The sequence below is a fragment of the Campylobacter concisus genome, from assembly GCF_902460575.1.
In the GTDB taxonomy this organism is placed as follows: Bacteria; Campylobacterota; Campylobacteria; order Campylobacterales; family Campylobacteraceae; genus Campylobacter_A; species Campylobacter_A concisus_AW.
This window is the reverse complement of the sequence record NZ_CABPUY010000002.1, coordinates 167,296-185,429: the sequence shown is the minus strand read 5'-3', so window position 1 is coordinate 185,429 and position 18,134 is coordinate 167,296. Positions and strand designations below refer to the sequence as shown.

Annotated in this window: 15 protein-coding genes and 1 pseudogene; 2 read left to right on the top strand and 14 right to left on the bottom strand. The window is 40.3% G+C overall.

Annotation, left to right across the window (positions count from 1 at the left end):
• Nucleotides 1–11 precede the first annotated feature (11 nt).
• Together serS and F3G76_RS04905 are read left to right on the top strand one after the other, a co-directional pair.
• On the top strand, nucleotides 12–1,256 hold the full coding sequence (serS, locus tag F3G76_RS04910; protein ID WP_149706078.1) for a serine--tRNA ligase: 1,245 nt from the start codon (nucleotides 12–14) through the stop codon (nucleotides 1,254–1,256).
• Nucleotides 1,256–3,622: a tetratricopeptide repeat protein gene (locus tag F3G76_RS04905; RefSeq protein ID WP_149706077.1), complete on the top strand. Its 2,367-nt coding sequence runs from the start codon at nucleotides 1,256–1,258 to the stop codon at nucleotides 3,620–3,622. The genes serS and F3G76_RS04905 overlap by 1 nt, the downstream gene beginning before the upstream one ends.
• Nucleotides 3,623–3,677: 55 nt before the next feature.
• On the opposite strand, the gene F3G76_RS04900 is transcribed toward F3G76_RS04905, so the two are convergent.
• The 14 genes and pseudogenes from F3G76_RS04900 to F3G76_RS04835 form a co-directional block, all read right to left on the bottom strand.
• A complete protein-coding gene (locus tag F3G76_RS04900) occupies nucleotides 3,678–4,928 on the bottom strand; it encodes a DUF2920 family protein (protein ID WP_149706076.1) in 1,251 nt (416 codons plus the stop codon).
• A gap of 31 nt (nucleotides 4,929–4,959) precedes the next feature.
• A complete protein-coding gene (locus F3G76_RS04895) occupies nucleotides 4,960–5,541 on the bottom strand; it encodes a hypothetical protein (protein WP_149706075.1) in 582 nt (193 codons plus the stop codon).
• Between the two features lie 8 nt (nucleotides 5,542–5,549).
• Nucleotides 5,550–6,044 carry a TlpA family protein disulfide reductase gene (locus F3G76_RS04890; protein WP_009294896.1) on the bottom strand — a complete coding sequence of 165 codons (495 nt, stop codon included), beginning with the start codon at nucleotides 6,042–6,044 and terminating at the stop codon, nucleotides 5,550–5,552.
• Nucleotides 6,034–6,723 (bottom strand): ABC transporter ATP-binding protein, encoded by a 690-nt coding sequence (locus F3G76_RS04885; protein WP_021089394.1) that lies wholly within the window; start codon nucleotides 6,721–6,723, stop codon nucleotides 6,034–6,036. Before F3G76_RS04885 ends, F3G76_RS04890 begins: the two co-directional genes overlap by 11 nt.
• Nucleotide 6,724: 1 nt before the next feature.
• Complete coding sequence (locus F3G76_RS04880) at nucleotides 6,725–7,867, bottom strand: ABC transporter permease (protein ID WP_149706074.1); 1,143 nt, start codon at nucleotides 7,865–7,867, stop codon at nucleotides 6,725–6,727.
• Nucleotides 7,854–9,146 carry an ABC transporter permease gene (locus tag F3G76_RS04875; RefSeq protein WP_021088298.1) on the bottom strand — a complete coding sequence of 431 codons (1,293 nt, stop codon included), beginning with the start codon at nucleotides 9,144–9,146 and terminating at the stop codon, nucleotides 7,854–7,856. The genes F3G76_RS04880 and F3G76_RS04875 overlap by 14 nt, the downstream gene beginning before the upstream one ends.
• On the bottom strand, nucleotides 9,143–10,522 hold the full coding sequence (locus F3G76_RS04870; RefSeq protein ID WP_149706073.1) for a Fe-S-containing protein: 1,380 nt from the start codon (nucleotides 10,520–10,522) through the stop codon (nucleotides 9,143–9,145). Before F3G76_RS04870 ends, F3G76_RS04875 begins: the two co-directional genes overlap by 4 nt.
• Nucleotides 10,523–10,573: 51 nt before the next feature.
• The gene (locus F3G76_RS04865; protein ID WP_004317727.1) at nucleotides 10,574–11,095 is read right to left on the bottom strand and encodes an iron transporter; all 522 of its coding nucleotides are present in this window, start codon (nucleotides 11,093–11,095) and stop codon (nucleotides 10,574–10,576) included.
• A gap of 20 nt (nucleotides 11,096–11,115) precedes the next feature.
• The gene (locus F3G76_RS04860; RefSeq protein ID WP_149706072.1) at nucleotides 11,116–13,059 is read right to left on the bottom strand and encodes an FTR1 family protein; all 1,944 of its coding nucleotides are present in this window, start codon (nucleotides 13,057–13,059) and stop codon (nucleotides 11,116–11,118) included.
• Between the two features lie 315 nt (nucleotides 13,060–13,374).
• Nucleotides 13,375–13,935 carry a formate dehydrogenase FDH3 subunit beta gene (gene fdh3B / locus F3G76_RS04855; RefSeq protein WP_021084543.1) on the bottom strand — a complete coding sequence of 187 codons (561 nt, stop codon included), beginning with the start codon at nucleotides 13,933–13,935 and terminating at the stop codon, nucleotides 13,375–13,377.
• Nucleotides 13,936–13,945: 10 nt separating this feature from the next.
• A complete protein-coding gene (locus F3G76_RS04850) occupies nucleotides 13,946–16,600 on the bottom strand; it encodes a formate dehydrogenase subunit alpha (RefSeq protein WP_223227434.1) in 2,655 nt (884 codons plus the stop codon).
• A 60-nt stretch (nucleotides 16,601–16,660) separates the two neighbouring features.
• Nucleotides 16,661–16,855 (bottom strand): annotated as a pseudogene (locus F3G76_RS11210) (hypothetical protein); the annotation flags it as partial.
• A gap of 77 nt (nucleotides 16,856–16,932) precedes the next feature.
• The gene (locus F3G76_RS04840) at nucleotides 16,933–17,139 is read right to left on the bottom strand and encodes a twin-arginine translocation signal domain-containing protein (RefSeq protein ID WP_004317725.1); all 207 of its coding nucleotides are present in this window, start codon (nucleotides 17,137–17,139) and stop codon (nucleotides 16,933–16,935) included.
• 280 nt (nucleotides 17,140–17,419) lie between these two features.
• On the bottom strand, nucleotides 17,420–18,127 hold the full coding sequence (locus F3G76_RS04835) for a thioredoxin domain-containing protein (RefSeq protein WP_149706071.1): 708 nt from the start codon (nucleotides 18,125–18,127) through the stop codon (nucleotides 17,420–17,422).
• Nucleotides 18,128–18,134 lie beyond the last annotated feature (7 nt).

The following is an 18,134-nucleotide window of genomic DNA, read 5'->3' as shown; positions in this document are numbered from 1 at the left end:
AGGAGAGGATAATGATAAACTTAAAACTACTTGAGACAAACTACGATGAATTCGTAAAAAAACTAGAGGGCAAAAACGTTAAAGCTAGCTTGCTAGACGAGCTTTTACACACTTTTAATGAGCTAAAGCAAAAGCGCAAAGCACTTGAAAATTTCCAAGCGATCCAAAATGCAAAGAGCAAAGAGCTTGGCGTAAAAGCAAGAGCTGGTGAAGACGTGAGCGAGCTTAAGAGTGAGCTAAATTTAAACAAAGCTGCCCTTGCTGACGCTGATGAGATCGTTAAACAATATGAAGAAAAGCTTGAGCAAATTTCATTTAACGTGCCAAATATCACCGATGATGATGTGCCATTTGGTAAGGACGAGGACGATAATGTCTGCATAAAAACGGTGCTTGAGCCAACTAAATTTGACTTTACGCCAAAGGAGCACTGGGAGCTAGGTGAGAGCCTTGGCTGGCTTGACTTTGAAAGGGGCGCAAAGCTCTCAGGATCGCGCTTTACCGTGCTTCGAGGCATGGGAGCAAGACTTAGTAGAGCGCTTGTTAATTACATGATCGACTTTAACAGCGCGCGCGGATTTGAGCTTGTAAATGTCCCTTATCTAGTAAGCTCAAACACACTTTTTGGCACCGGTCAGCTGCCTAAATTTGAAGAGGATCTTTACAAAGTGCGCGACGAGGATCTCTACCTCATCCCAACTAGCGAAGTGCCTGTGACAAATTTATACAATGACACCATCATTGAAGCTGAGCAGCTACCTATAAAGATGACTTGCTACTCAGCATGCTTCCGCCAAGAGGCAGGCTCAGCAGGACGTGACACTAGAGGTATGATCCGCCAGCACCAGTTTGAAAAGGTCGAGCTTGTAAGCATTACAAAGCCTGATCAAAGCGAGGGCGTGCTTGCTGAGATGATATCTTGCGCTAGCGACTTGCTAACTAGCCTTGGGCTGCCTCACCGCCACATGCTTCTTTGCAGCGGCGATCTAGGCTTTAGCGCGGCAAAGACGATAGATCTTGAGGTTTGGCTACCAGGTCAAGGCAAATACCGCGAGATAAGCTCTATCTCTAATACTCGTGACTTTCAAGCAAGAAGAGCGAAAATTCGCTTTAAAGATGGCAAGAAAAATATGCTTGTAAATACCCTAAATGGCTCAAGTCTGGCAGTTGGTAGGACGCTAATAGCGATAATGGAAAACTACCAAAAGGCTGATGGCACTATCGAAATTCCAGAAGTTCTTAAAAGGTATATGTAGTGGCTGATGACGAGGTTGTAGTTCTAAAACCACCTGGCGAGCAAGCAGAGCAAGCGCCTGAAGAGGCAAAAGCCGAGGCACCTGAAGAGATCGTCTCGCTTGAGAGCATAGCAAGTGATGGCGTGCTGCAAGATGAGAGCATCCCAGAGCCAATACCAGTAAAAAAGAGCAAGAAAAAGCTCTTTATCATCATCGGTGCAGCTGCTTTGGTGCTTGTCATCTTGATAGTTGTTTTGTTAATTGTTTTGCTAAAAAAAGATAAAAAAGAGGAGATAGACACTACAGCTATCGTAAAAAATATAGAAAACAACTACCAAACGCAAAATTTTGGCGCTTCAAAAATCGATGAGATGATAAACAAGGCCAACCAGCTTTATGAGCGTGGCAATAAATTTGAAGCGTTAAAAATTTATGAAAACATAGCTGTTTATAACCAGTCACTTTCAAACTACAACCTCGGCGTTTCGCAGATGAAACAAGAAAAATGCGACGAGGCTATCATCTCGTTTAACAAAGCAATAACTGACCGCGAAAACACCGCAGTTAGCGCCATAAACGCCGCTGTTTGCTCGCTTGAGCTAAATAACACTAAAAATTTCAACTACTACATAGGGCTTGCGGACTCCTTTTTGCAGTATGAAAACAGCTCGCCACTTTACAGCTACTACTATGCACTAGTTAATTATTACAAAGGTAATTACTACGAGGCGTTGCAAGCACTCTCTCACCCTAGCACAGATGACTACAAGGGCGAGTATGCCTACTTGAGTGCTAAAATTTTATCGCTTTTTGGAGATGACGAGAGAGCCATAGCAAAGCTAGAAGGGCAAAAGGCCTTTAAGGCTGACTTTACGCTAGCACAGCTCTACGCAAGGCTTGGCAAATACGACAAGGCAAGGGACTATCTAACAAAGGCTTCTAAAAATACGCCAAATATCGATCTTATCAAGATGACTGAGGCGTTAATCGATCTAAAAACGGCTGATTATGGCGATGCGGCAGCATTTATCAAAGATGTTTATGACTACAACGCCTCGATGCCAAGTAAAATTTACAAGATAAAAACCATCCTAAAGCCAGATCTTTTTGACGTCAGCCTAGCTCAGGCGCACTTTAGCGACGATATGTTTTTTGATAGAACAAGGCGCTACGAGACGCTATTTTACTTTGCGCCATATAAGGTCTTTGACGCAAAACAGAGCATCGAGCAGATAAGAAAAGGCGGTGTTAGCGTCTTTTTAGATGACACCTCAGCGGCAAATGACTACCTTAGCCAAAGTGCCGCTGCCTCAAAGGTCAATGCCAAACTTAGTGAAGCCATCGCAAAGGCACTTAACTACCGCTTAAAAGAGGCAAACAAGGACTTTGAAGAGCTAGCCAAAGCCTATCCAAACCACTCGATCTTGCAGTATAACCTAGCTCTTAGCTACGCTCAGCTTGGGAATTTTAGCCTTGCAGCAAAGCACTTTATAGCAAGCTATCATCAGGACGTAAATAACCACCTCTCTGGCATCTTTGGGGCTATCTGCATGGATATAAATAGAAATTTAAATCCAAAACTAGTTGAAGAGATCGGTGAAAATTTAGAAAATGACAAGAGCCTAAAGCCTGTAAATTTATATGCTTCGCTTCTAAGCCTGATAAGTGGCAACCAAAGCGCGATGATAAGGTGGCTTGAAGAGCCAAAAGAGCCTACGACGTTAAATTTAGCCTTTGATATCATCATCGCTAAAATTTCAAACAACGATGAACTAATGTCAAAAAAGGCTGATGAGCTCATGAAAATCTTGCCAAACGACATCATCGCAAATATCTTAAATTTCATCTCTAAAAACAAAGATCAAAACGTCAAAGAGTATGCAAAAGCGATACAAATTTACTTCATCGATAAAAATCTCGACTCAAATGCCTTCTACCACGGCGCTGATATCATCAAAAAGCAATACATCAAACTGCTTCAGATCTCAGGCCTGCTAATGAGGGAGCGCGATAAGCTAAGAGCCGAGCTAAAGAGCGCGCCAAAAAATATAAATTTGATCCAAACTCTAGCCTACGTGGATATCTTTACAAACGACTTTGATGAGAGCTATAAGCTTTATAATGAGGTCATAGACGAGTTTAAGATAAATGACGCTAGCACGCTCTTTTTAGCAAGTGTAGCAGCCACTGGAGCAAATAAAATAACAAATGCTATCGCACTTTTGGAGCTTACAAAGCTAAATGATCCAAGTGCTGTTGAAAACAGAGCTGCCCTTGGCTTTATGTATCAGCAAATCGATAACATAAAAGCAGCTCTTATACAATACAGCAAAGTAGGAAACGTAGGATATAACAACGAATTTTATGATTTTATGATAGATAATTAGAAAATTTAAAGCTAGGTCTTTAAAAGCCTAGCTTTAGATAAAATAGCTCTAAAATTTAAATATCTGTAACTTCAAGCCTTATCTGATCTGATACTTCACTAAATTTATAAAGCAAATCACCACACTTATACTCTATGTATTTTTCATTGATCTCATCTTTTTTATCTTTTTTAGACAAAATTTTCTTCATAACGCCAGGAAGCTCTCTTTGCAAAAGCAGTTTATAAGACATCCCCATGCCGTGAGTTAGAGACTTTATGAATTTACCATCAACCTCGCTCTCATCTTTTATCATATGAAGCGTCGCGTCAAATTTTAGCTTTTTAAGAGCCTCATAAAGCTCGGTTTTATCCTTTGCGGGGGCTATATCATCATTCACACAATGATATCCAATATAAAACGTCTTTTTAAATTTACTCTGTACCTTTAAATGTTTCGGATTTAAGATATTTCTTATCTCTTCTCTAGATTCATTAAAATAATATAGTGAAGTCTTATCTAGTGTCCAATAGGTTTTATCAAAAAGATAGAGGCAAATATCTTGATAAAAGTCATCAGTCGCACAACAAAAAAATTTAGTAAAATCAATCTCTTTTCCAAAGCCAATAAGACGCCATAAAAATATAGCATAGGAGCTATTATCTATCACAGCATCTACTAACCACGGAGCAATTTTAGCTGATAAATTTGCAAGATAGCCACCATGTGAACTTCCTACCAAAATAACAGGAATTTGACTAAATTTTCCAGCGCATAAATTATGCTTAGTATAAAGAATAGCATTTAATATATCAGTAGCTTGCATAATGCCAAAATTTTGGTATTCATCTTTTGTTGGATACATTGTACAACTCAAATTTAGCTTATAACTTGCAGGCAAAATATTTGCCTTTTTTCTAAGAGTAATCTCCTCACTAAGACTTTCAAATAAAAAACATGTTTTTTTATAACTATCAACCGCCTTTATGTCTATTGGTAATGTTATACCAATTTTGGCTAACTCATCTATTAATATCGCACGGTCCAAATCATCTAACAAACATTGAGCCCCAAGCTGTGGGCGGTTGCCTATACAGTGATAATCCACACTGATACACGCCACATCATAGTTCTCTGCCATGGTTCGCATGAGATTAGCTCTATATCCAGAGTCAGAGTCTGCTCCAAGACCAGGAATGATAACTAAAAGAGCTTTTGTCTCTTTAACATCGTCATAACAGGCATAAAAGGACAAAGTAGAACTTCTTTTTATGCCAAGCTCCACATCATCACAAGATAAAATTTCGTAGCTTCCATCAACTAGCATCTTAACTCCTTTTAAATTTCGCTAAATTTCTCTACCTTTGTGAGACGTTATAAAAAAAGCTAACGATCTGTTTTGCTAAACGCTCTTTAAAAAATGGCCAGATGTAGCTTGGCGAATAGACATTGCCAGCTTGCATGAGCGAGATATTTGTCGCTTTCTCACCGCCATCTTTTGGGCGCACTAGCACACTTACTTGCATGTAGTAAGCATAGCTGTTTGTGCTAAAGTCGTCATCATAATCATCATAATCAAACGGGAAAAACATCGAGTAGCCAAAGCCAAAACTTGGCCTGCCAAAGCCATATCCCATGCCCATTGAAAATCTAGGATCTCTTTTGGTTGTCCTAGAAAAGCTTTGCACGTCGCCAAGGATGATGAAGTCGGCATTTTTGATATTTGGCTCATTTCTAAAGCCAGCCTTTGCAAATTCGCTTATAATTTCAGCATTTACATCTTGTCCGGTCGCACTATTTTTAAAATTTACATAGACGCTTTTGTTTGCTTCACTAAGCGTAAAAAATATCGGATCGCTCGTTTTTACAGAGATATTTGGCGTGCTGCTAGCACATCCGACAAAAAACACCGCCAGAACAAATAAAAAGAAATTTCTCATCTTCACTCCTATAAGAGCGATCTTATAGCACCTTCAAGCACGCTTTTTGGTGTAAGACCGATAAATTTTGATCGCATCTTACCATCTTTATCAAAAAAATAGATAACTGGCACGCCCATAACGCCACCAACTGCCTTGCTAAAGTAATCCACCGAGACCTTGTCGCTTGTAGTTTTAAAGGTGATGTTGTGCTCTTTTAAGATTTCAATATCCTTATCAAAGCCCTTGCTAGGCCCTAAAATGCCAATAAATTGAACCTCTTTGCCATACTCTTTTTCAAGCGCGTTTAGATCAGGGATCGCAGCCTTGCACACTCCGCAGTCCGTGCCAAAGAAAAAGAGCATATATGGCTTATCGCCGATCTTTAGGCGCTTTTCGGTTGGGAAAAACTGCGTATCGATGCCACTTGAGTCATTTAGCGTGATGTGGTGCTTCTCATACTGCTTGACGCAGCCCAAGACTAGGGCTGAGACTAGACATAAAAGTAAAATTTTATATCGCATTTGGCACCTTTGGATTTTCGATAGTGCGGATCTTCTCTAGTTTGCCGTGTCTTAGATAGACGATCTTATCGCCATACTCGCCTAGATCTGGGTTGTGAGTGACTAGAAGTATCGTCTTGCCATCTTTTCTTAGCTTGCAAAATAGATCAAGTATGATCCTCTCATTTGCCTCATCAAGGTTACCAGTTGGCTCATCTGCTATTAAAATTTCAGGGTCATTTATGAGCGAGCGCGCGATACAAAGGCGTTGTTGCTCGCCACCACTTAGTTGGCTTGGTCTGTGCGTGAGCCTGTGAGAGAGGCCAACTGCCTCAAGTGCCTTTTTAGCATCCTCTTCATCGACTGAGCTGTGATAATACTGCGCTATCATCACGTTTTCAAGCGCGCTAAGATATGGCACGAGATGAAACTGCTGAAAGACAAGTCCGATCTTTTCACGTCTAAATTTAAGCGTATCATCGGCATTTAGGTTACTCGCATCATCACCGCCAAGCATATAAACGCCGCTACTTGGAGTATCCATTAGTGAAAGGATATTTACAAGCGTACTCTTACCACTACCGCTTGGTCCCATGACGCTGACCCACTCGCCCTTTTTAACCTCAAAACTTATATCATCAAGTGCTTTTACATCGCCAAAAATTTTACAAATATTTTTAAGTTCTAGTGCATTTTGCATATCATTCTCCTCTTAGTGTATCTGCCATTTTGTTATTAAGTGCCCGCTTAATCGGGTAAAATGCTGCGATCGCTGCAAAAAGAAGTGATATGACCACAGCTACTGGGATGCTTAGAATTCTAAAATCAATACTAGAATCAAATATCGCATAACCTAAAATTTGAGCTAGTAGATAACCTAAAAACGCTCCAACTAACGCTGAGATGAGCGCTGTCACAAATGTTTCAAAGCCAAATAGCCTTAGCACGTCTTTTTTGCTAGCACCTATGGCTCTAAGAAGTGCGATCTCACGTGATCGAGAGAGCAAGATGGCACTAAGCGTTGTATTTACGCACATTGAAGTAATGAGCAAGATGACAAGGCTGACAAGCGCCATTAGAAGTTTGATCTTCTCTAAGATATAGCCCTCAGACTTTGAGACCTTTGCCACTGGTTTTGCGACTATTTCATCGTTGCTTATAGTCTTTGCAAGTGATGTTATCTCGTCAAAATTTCCAAGCACAACAGCTTCAGCATAGTTTATCTTGCCAACTTTGTTTGAAATTTTCTGAGCCAAAGATAGTGACGTGATCAAAAGAGCGTCCTCTTTATCGCCACTTGCCACTACGCCTTTTATTTTTACATTTATGCTCTCATTTGAGCCAATGGCACGAATTTCTATATCATCGCCTGCTTTAAAGCCAGCTTGACGAGCAAGATCGACGCCTATTAGTACGTTTTTATCGTCAAAATCGACATTTATCATCGTCCCATCTCTAACATCTAAAAACGGCTTAACTTTTTTTAGATTGCTAAATTTTGTCCCCATGACGATGGCATTTGTCGGACCGATATTTGCCTGAGCAAAGAGATAACCGCTCTCGCCAAGAAGCTTGTCTTTTGGCACTTTAGCGATCATTTCATTATAGGTTTTTTCGCTCATATCATCACTTGTAGCCATATCTTTTGGAGCAAAGATCATATTTGCACCATAAGTTTTTAGCTCACGTGAGACCTTTGAGTCGATGTCCAGATAGACATTTACAAAAGCGCCACACACGCATGCTCCAAGCAAGATAGAGATCACGATGACCATAACTCTTGATGAGCCATTTTTTAGGCTTTTGTAGATTAGATTGTAAAAGAATTTGCTATTTGCGGTCATATAGCACCTCCGCAGGTAGTAAATTTATGACGTTTCTCATTGGCATTAGCGAGCCAACGACTGAGATAAGCAAGGCAAATGCCACGCTTATTGGCAGCACGATCCATGCTATGCCTATGCCGTGAGAGAAGATAATGTAGGACATCACGTAGCTTAGCGCGTATCCTAAAAATGCTCCCGTGATGCCTGCAAAAAAGGCAACCACAAGGCTCTCGCTAGCAAAAAGGGCGTAAATTTCAAAGTTACTTGCGCCTATGGCTTTTAAAAGGCCGATCTCTTTTTTACGGCGGTAAATTTCACTTGTCATTAGCGACGTTATGCCGATGGCTGAGACCACAAGAGCGATGATACTAACGATACCCATTAGGCTTTGAATTTTCTTTACGATATTACTCTCCGCGTCACTTACTTGAAGGCTTGCCTTTGCGCTAACGTTTGGTAAATTCTCTTCTATCTGAAATGCGATTGATCCCGCATAAGCTGAGCAGTACCATTTGTCGTACTCTGCGCTATCAAGATTGTCTAAATTTCTTCTTGCTTTTAGCGATAGGTCATTTTCTGGGATCGTCATGGCTGAGACTTCAGCTTTTGTGTATGAGCCAGGATGCCCTGAGAGATCGCCAGCAAGTTTGAGCGAGCCTATTAGCTTATGTGCCTCATCGCTTGCTCCTTTTAAGATGCCAACCACGCTAACCTCTTTTGTGCCGTTTTTGCCCACAAGGCTAAGCTTGTCGCCGACTTTTAAATTTTTAGCCTTTGCAAGCTCATCTCCTACTAAAATTTCATCCATGCTTTCATCTTTTGGCCAAGCGCCCTCAACACCCCAAAATCCATACAAACTCTTAACGCCTGTGCTAAATTCTGGCTCATCTTTTAATCCGATATTTTTATCAAAATATGTCCCCTCAAAGCTAAACTCATCGCCCTTAGCGTCTTTTACCTTTGTCTCTAAAAACGGAGCAAAAGCGACGATATTATTTCTCCAAAAGATCTCTTTTATCTTGTAGATATCAGCTTCTGGGAGTAAATTTTGTGATTTTAGTGGGGTGAAATTTTTACCCTCGATCTCGATGCTTAGGCTCTCACCGCGTGGTAAAACGACGATATTTGAGCCATATCCTCTAAGCTCGCTTGCCACTTGATCGCCGATTTTTAGCGTGATATTTAGCATGCAAGCTATCAAAAGAGCAGCTAGCAAGATGGTGATAAACGCCATCGTCTTTTGCACCTTTGAGCCCGTGATCGAGCTTTTTATCATTCTTAGTTGCATATTTTTCATTTTAACGTTCCATTTGTTTCTACATATTTTTCTGGATTTGCTTCAAATTTCGCCTGAGTTTCGTTGCTCTCAAAGAAATATGTGCGTCCGTAGTATAAATATGATCTTGAATCAAGATTGCTCACCTTTTTGCGACTAACTGGGTCAAGCACCATCTTTTCGACGACCTTGCTAAAGTAGTTTGCCCCTGCGACGATCGTTTTGTAATCAACTATGATATTTTTACCATCAAAGGTAAATGCCATAGGGATCGGGTTACAACCACCCTCTTTACCAACTGACGGCAAGAAAATTCTGACGTTACAAGAGATGCAGATAAGGTCGTTTCCTTTCTTGATATAGCCCATGTCGCCGCAGATCATGCACGAGTCAAAGACGATGACTGGAGATGGGCGGTCACTAAAACGGTTTAGCAAGAAAAATCTTATCTGCTTGCCCTCATCTGTGATGTAGGCAAATCTGTGAAGTTCATTATCTTTTAACATATCAACATCAAATATAAATTTATCTCCCACTGGCTCAACCAAGACCGGCTCTGAAATTTGAGGTGGGCGAGATGCGTAAAGATCAAAATAAAGTGAAAATCCAAGCGCTATTAAAACGCTGCAAAATGCAAATTTTGCATTGTCAAAGACATTTTCTCTAATGGCTTTTGTAAAGCGGTATTTGATAGAGCCAAACGTGCTCTTATCGATACTCTTTGGCACAAAGCAAAGCGCGATGATGCATAAAAGAAGGATCACTGCTATATAAAAATAGGCACTAAATTCTGTGACGTAGATGCCTTTTGCGCTGATTGATAAAATTTGAGAATTTAGCTCGCTACTTATCTTTAAAGCACCTGCACGTAAAAGCTCAAGTGCAGTTTGTGAGCTTCTATCAACTAGCAAAAATACTAATGTGATAAGAGCTAAAATTTTAGCTACTGATGATGGGATGCTAGCTTTTAAATTTGAAATGAAGAAGAATAAAAACAGCATCAAGATCATCGCAAAGATCATCAAAAAGAAGCTTATGACTGAAAGTGTGTCAAGCAGCTCGCCGCCAAAAAGTGGGAACAATGCGCTACTTGAGCTATAACCAAAGCCAAAGCCGATGCCTAAAATAAAAAATGTTACGATTTTTGCTATCTTAAGCTCGAAAAATATCCATAAAATGCTAATTAGTAGAAAAACCAGCGTCACTGAATCTATAAAAATTTTAAACTGGTCATCAACAAGCGCATGACGAGCAGCTTTAAAGATAAGCACACCGGCAACAACGCCAAGAAATGATGGTAAAAAGATCGTTTTTAAACTTTTGCCATTGTTATTTAAGGCAGCAAAAAGCGTAAATCCAAGGAGGGCTAAAAAGACCTGATAGAAGTAAATTGACATAACTAAACCCTATGAGAATTTTTAAAAAGGGGCGAAAACGCCCCAAAGTGATTATTTAACAGGACCACCTGTCCATTGAAATTTATAAGTTGTTGTGAAAGGCTCAAACCATTTACCAACACCAGTCTCTTTGTCAGCGTGGCGACCAAAGCCTTGTTTTTCTGGATTGTCGATGTGGAATTTAAGCTCATAGTTACCAACACCTGTATCCATTTTTACGTTAGCGCCGTAGTGTGGGCCATCGCTTGCAACCATTGGCATAAATGTACCTTTTTTAGTTTTACCATTATCAAGGTTTTTTAGCTCATAGTTGATCTTTAGATATGGGATCCACTCGCCTTCGCCAAAGCCGTTTTTGTTGCCTTTTATAGCGTGGATGTCAGCTTCTAAGTGAAGATCAGCCAAGCTTGGAGCTAGATCAACGCCTTTTGGCTCCATGTCGATTGGCTCAAGATAAACTGCAGCTATCTCCATGCCATTAGCCTCTACAGGCTCGCCGATTGGGTGCTCTCCAGCAAGTGCAAAACCAGCTGCTAGGCTAAGTGCTAGAGCTGAACTAAGAATTTTATTCATTTCCTCTCCTTTTAATAAGATTAGTTTTTATTTTGTTTTGATTTCATGATAACGATGCCTATAATTAGGGCAAGCACCATAATGATTTGAGGTACTAAGCTCTCGTAATATGGCATAAGTCCTAGCCAGTCTCTCATCCAGTCAGGAAAATTTAGTCCTTTTATGATAGTTGGGATGAAAATTTTGCCCTCAACTAGCTCGCCAACGCCCTTGCCAACAAAGACGATCGACATGTAAAAGATGATAGCTGATGTAAATATAAAAAATGGCTTAATAGGAATTTTAATAGCGAAAATTTTAAATAAGAAATAGACTATTAAAAGAACGATAAGACCTACAACAAAGCCAGCTGCGATCATTGAGTAGCCAGCTGAGTCTTTTGCGTCAAAGATAAGCGCTTGATAAAATAGCACTGTCTCAGCGCCCTCTCTAAATACCGCTAAAAATACAGTCCACCAAAGCATCGTGCTTGAGCCACTTGAGATAGACTCAGATAAGTGAGATTTGATATAGTCGTTCCATTTTTTAGCGCCAGCATTTGAAAGAAGCCAGAAGCCAACATAAAATAGAAGTCCCACTGCAACAAGCATCGTGATGCCTTCCATAAGCTCTCTTTTTTGACCTGCTGCCTCGCCAAAGATGACGTTCATTATCCAAGCCATGACAAAGCTTAAGATGACAGCCACGCCAACTGAGCTATATACGACCTTGCCCATAGATTTTGCATTGCCAGTTTTTACAAGGTATGCAACGACGGCTGCAACGATGATAAGAGCTTCAAAACCCTCTCTTAAGATGATAGTTAGTGCCCAGATAAATAGTGTCCAAGGTGAGCTTGAACCGCTAGTTTTCTCAAGTGCGGCTGCTAGCTGAGATGACATCTTGCTTGCACTCTCTTCAAGTGTTTTTTCGTCTGCACCTGATTTCATAAGGGCTACAAGGTTACCAAATGTAGCTTCAATAGCTGTTTTTAAATTTACATCTATCGCACCTACTTTGTTCTCCATGCCGCTACCTTCAAACTCATCAAAGTAGATATCTTGGATATCGCCCATAGCTTTAGCGCTATTGCCACCTTTGTAAAGCGCGATGGCTGCTTGAATTTTGTCATTTATGTTTTTAACAGTTTGAGTGTAGTCTGTGCCACTATCTTCGCTGCTATCGCTAGATGCTGCACTACTCATATCAACTTTTGCTAGTTTTACTGTTTCAGCTGGAAGTTTTGCAACGGCATCATAAGCTAACTTTTTGATCTCTTCTAGCTTTACTTTAAAGTCATCTTTGCTTATGCCATTTGTGATGCCACTGATCGCTTCACCCATCTTTCTTTGGATGTCAGCATCTATGCTTTTGCCATTTTCTATATATTGGCGAACGGCGATTTCAAGTTGAGTGTTTCTATAATCATTAAATTTAGCATCTTGGATAGAATTTTTAGCATCATCTTGTTTATCGCCCTCGTAGCTTGATATAGCTTTATCAAGAGTTGCTGATAAATTTTCAAATGCCACCTTCCACTCAGGGATAAATTTAGAAGTGTCATAGCCACTTGTAGCAGCTTGTGCTGGGGTGTCTGAGTACTCACCAACAAGCTTATGTCCATTTAAAATAACTGGCAAAACTTCAGCGATTTCGCTATTTATCTGATCTATTCTTTTTTGCACATCATCTGGTGCTTCGCCAGCTTTTATCGCCTTTCTGATCTCGCCAAACTGCTTCTCCATAGAGTAAGCTTTTTTCTGACCTAAATTTATTCTGATGCCAGCTTCGACATCTTCAAACAGACCAAAATAAGCATTTTGAGTATCGCTAACTGCTTGCTCGACATTGCCAGCTCTATACTCTGTTATTACTTTTTGTAATGACTCTTTTATCTGAGCTGCTACTTGTGCGTAGTCGTCATTTTTTGCCACAAGCCAGATAGGAAGTAGCATGATAAGCATAAATTTAAAAAATTTATTCATTAATTAAACCACCTGTGAGATTATTTTAAAGCGAAATATTACCAAGGCTTTACTTTGATTAAAATAAAAACGATTATCATAAAAGAATGTAAATTGAAAGCACAAATAATATTTTTTACAAGTAAATAATTAAATTTACGTAAATTTAGGGCTTTAGAGGGTTAGATTAAAATTTCATATCGAGATAAAAAAGTTATATATTTTTGATAATTTTAATAGGTAAAGAAAATTATTGATAAAATTTTAGATTATAAAAATCATAAAAATAATTTAAATTTTATAAATTTAAAAGGAGAGCAAGCGCCCTCCTTCGTGTTATACGTTTAGTCCTGTATTTCTTAGCATAACGCGTTTGCGATATACATTTGAAACCTCAGCAGCGTCGCCAACTAAAAGCGCGTTTGTAGAACAGATAGCCGCACACATAGGCACTTTGCCCTCAGCCATTCTGTTTTGACCGTAAAGCTCTCTCTCCTCGTGTGAGTTAGTTGGCTCTGGACCGCCTGCACACATAGTGCATTTATCCATTACGCCTTTTACGCCAAATGCCCCGTCTTTAGGGAACTGCGGCGCACCAAATGGACAAGCATATAAGCAGTATCCACAGCCTATGCACTTGTGTTTATCGTGAAGCACGATGCCATCAGCTCTAATGTAGAAGCAATCAACCGGACAAACTTGCTCGCAAGGTGCGTCGGTGCAGTGCTGGCACGCGATAGTAGTTGATACCTCTTTGCCCTCGATACCATCGTGAAGCGTGATAACCTTTCTTCTATAAATTCCTACTGGAAGCTCATGAGCAGAAGAGCAGGCGACTTGACATCCAAAGCAGCTGATACATCTATTAGTATCTACAAAAAATTTCATTCTTGCCATTTTTCTCTCCTTACTCTTTACCTAGGGCGTCTCTTTCGCCATACTCGTGATAAAACGACGTTTTAAAGGCGTTCTCTTCAGCTTTTTCTATGCGGCAAAGACCTGCGTTAAATTCTGAAATTTGAGTAACAGGGTCAAATCCGTAGTTTGTAACTGTGTTAAAGCTCTCGCCGATAACATAAGGCTTAGTGCCCTCTGGGTAGCGAGCTGAGAGATCGACACCTTGCATAACGCCAGCAAAGTTGTAAGGCATACAAATTCTATCTGGAGTTACCATATAGCTGTGATAGCACCTTACTTTGATCTTCGTGCCTTGTGGGCTGTGTATCCACATCATATCGCGATCTTTTATGCCGTATTTTAAAGCAAGCTCAGGGTGAACGTTAGCAAACATCTCAGGCGTGATAGCTGAGAGGTATTTACTTGTTCTTTCTATCATTCCCGCACCACTTAAATTTACGACGCGTTGCGTGCTAAATACGATAGGGAATTCTTTTGACCAGTCTTTTGCTTGTTGCTCTGACTTAAATTTAGTAGAAACACGGAAATTTCTAGCTTGATCATCAAATGTCGGATACTTTTGGACAAGATCCCAGCGTGGTGAGTGGATAGGCTCTCTATGTTTTGGGATAGGATCAAGAAATTCCCAAACGATAGCTCTAGCCCTTGCGTTACCATACGGCACTACGCCTTTTTCACGGCATTTTTCTAAGATGATACCGCTGTAGTCCATGCTCCAGCTAGGTCCTATCTTAGCTTTCTCTTCTTCTGTTAGAGTGATGCCTAGGACTTTTTCTATATTATCTTTTGTGATTTGTGGGTAGCCACCTTTTATAGCTGAGCCAACAAGCGTGCTCTCTTCGCTAGCTAGCTGACTAACTCCGTTATGCTCTAAGCCAAAGCGGTTTCTAAAGCCAGAGCCACCCTCTGCATAAGGCTTGCTCATATCATAAAGTATCGGCGTGCCAGGGTGTTTTTCATCCCATGCTGGCCATGGCTTGCCGTAGTACTCGCCTTTTACTTCGCCGCCAAGACCTATTAGCGTATCTGGGTCAAATTTATCCCAGTTTGCTTGGTGACGTCTAAACATCTCAGCAGTTCTGCCACCATAACCGATAGAATTTCCAACCCTTGCTATCTCATTTGTCGCATCATCTGGCCATACAAAGTCATCTTTTACTTGTTTTAGCTCTCTATCTACGACAGCCATCTTCATGCCTTTTACGTACTCATCAAAAAAGCCAAATTTCTTAGCAAATGCAAACATAACTTCGTGATCGCCCTTGCTCTCATAAAGTGGATCAACGACTTTTGTTCTCCACTGACCTGAGCGGTTTGTAGCGTTTAGGTGACCTTCGTTTTCAAAGGCAGTTGCCACTGGCAAGATATAAACGCCATCTTTTCTATCTGAAAGGATAGAAATTTCATTTACAAATGGCTCAGCAACTACGATCATATCTAGTTTTGAAGCTGCTTCTTGAATTTTAGCTAGGTGTGCCATAGATGTTAGACCAGTTCCTTGAACCCAAAGAACTCTTAATGCACCACTGCTAAATGTATTTTCCTCTTTTAAGACGCCTTGCCACCATTTTGAAAGTGACCAGCCTTTTTCATTTCTCCAGTTTCTATCCTCTGGATTTTTAGGATCGTGGTAGTAATACTCTTCAAAAACAGTGTTTTTAACTGGTGTGCCGCCTTGTTTTGGCTCTTTAGTTGAGACTGCAAAGCGTTTGATAAACTCATCATAATCAACACCCCAGCCTTGGCAGTAGTACTTCCAAGCCGCGTCAGTTAGTCCGTAATACATCGGCAAGCTATCTGAGAGGTTACACATATCGGTTGAGCCTTGAACGTTGTCGTGACCACGAATGATGTTACAGCCGCCACCTGGTTTGCCCATGTTGCCTAGGATTAGTTGAAGGATAGGTAAAATTCTCGTATTTGAGCTACCAACTGAGTGCTGTGTGATACCAAGTGCCCAGACCACAGTGCCTGGTTTTGTGTGAGCTAGGATATTTGCAGCCTCTATCAGCTTATCAACTGGCACGCCTGTAACGTCAGATGTGACCTCTGGTGTCCAGTGCTCAGCCTCTTTTGCTATCTCATCGATGCCGTAAGTTCTATTTTTTATAAATTCTTTATCTTCCCAGCCATTTTTTAAGATGATGTGGATAAGTCCATAAACAAGCGCTATGTCGGTGCCTGATCTTTGTCTTAGGTATAGATCAGCGTGAGCGGCTGATTTTGTAAAGTTTGGATCAGCTACGATCACCTTTGCGTTGTTTCTATCTTTTGCTTGTAAAGTGTGCTTCATGCCGCCAACTGGGTTTGCCACAGCTGGGTTTGCACCTATTATAAATATACATTTTGAATTTGCAGCCATATCTCCAAAGTGGTTTGTCATCGCGCCATAACCCCAAGTATTCGCCACACCGGCGACTGTTGCGCTATGTCAAATTCTTGCTACGTGGTCGTTGCTGTTTGTGCCCCAAAACGCAGCAAATTTTCTAAAGTAATATGCTTGCTCGTTGTTAAATTTCGCAGATCCTAAGAATATAACGCTATCAGGACCATCTTCTTTGCGGATCTGAAGCATCTTATCGCCGATCTCATTTACAGCTTGATCCCATGAAATTCTTTGCCATTTGCCATCAACTTTTTTCATAGGATATTTGATGCGTTGTTTGCTGTGTGTAAGGTCGATCTGATCGATACCTTTTGAGCAGTGTGAGCCTTGAGATATCGGGTGAAACATCGCCATATCTTGACGAACCCAAACACCGTCTTGTACCTCAGCCTCGATACCACAGCCTGCTGAGCATATAGAACAAATAGTTCTAACCTTTTTCGAGCCAGGGAAAGGATCTTTTATCTCCTCTGCGCTCGCCTGTCTTATCGTATCATTTTTTCCAAAAGCCATTGTGGTGCCTGCACCTAGTGCGGCTAGCTTTAAAAATGAACGTCTTCCTATACGTGCATCACTCATGGTTTTCTCCCTTAGTATGCGATTTTATAGTAGGTTTCCCAGTTCTTGCTTTTTTTATAAAGCACCTCTTTTTTATTAGACTTGCCTACGACAACGCCATTGTCATCAGGAGCCAAGTCATCGCTAGTCACTTTTGCTACGGCTGAGACTGCGAGTACTCCGCTGGCAGCACCGACTTTTAGAGATTTTTTAAGAAAATCTCTTCTTGATCCTTGCATTTTTTCTCCTTATGCCTCAAAAATTTTTGAGAAATTTGGTTCATTAATATGTAAAATTTGCATATTTAGAATTTCTAAAATATCACAAATAGCCTATTTTAGGGCATTTTATAGCTCTAAAACATAACTATGTAAATTTAGCATATTTCTAAGTTAAGCAAAGTAAATATAAAAGTTTAATTACAAATGTTAAGTATTTATTAAAAATATAGTTAAATATACTTTAAATTTATGAAATTTATTTGTAGTAGAAATTCTAGGGAGAGCTCCCTAGAAAATGTTATTTTAGATCGCTTTTATTTACGATAAATGGCACTGATCTAACGCCAGCTGCAAAGTATTTTTTGCGGAGATTATCGATCTTTGCGATATCATCTTTGCTAACGCTCTTATCATCTACATTGTAGTCTTCAGCGTAGTATTTTCTTAAAATTTTAACCTTATCACTGTCGCTCTTAGCAGATTTTACATCTTTGTAGATTAGTGAGCTTTTTTGAAGTGATGAGATATCATGCACTGGAGTTAGGACGATCTCAACGTTGCTATCTTTTAGTGTTGTCTCGATCTTTGCTAGCTCAGCTCTGCAGTATGGGCACTCAGGGTCTGAAAACATTATGATAGTTGGCTTTTTAGGATCGCTACCAAGAACGATGATGTTTGCCTTGTCCTCATCTTTATAAATTTTAGAAATTCCCTTTGCGATGACCTCTTTTTTCACTTCAGCGAGGTATGATTTTTGCTCTTTTAGATCGATCACATCTGGGAAGATGAAGTCACCTTTTGTAAAAACGATCTCATCTTGTGAGTTGCCATCTTTGCTTAGTTTTACCACGACAGCTTCGATGTCGCCTGCCACTTTGTGACGATCAGCTACCTTTACTTTTACGCTGCTATCAACCATTTGAGAGTAGAACTCCTCTATTTGCTTATCGCTTGCTGCCATTAGGCTAGTTGCCGCAATGACTGAGGCTAAGATCACTTTTTTCATTTTTATC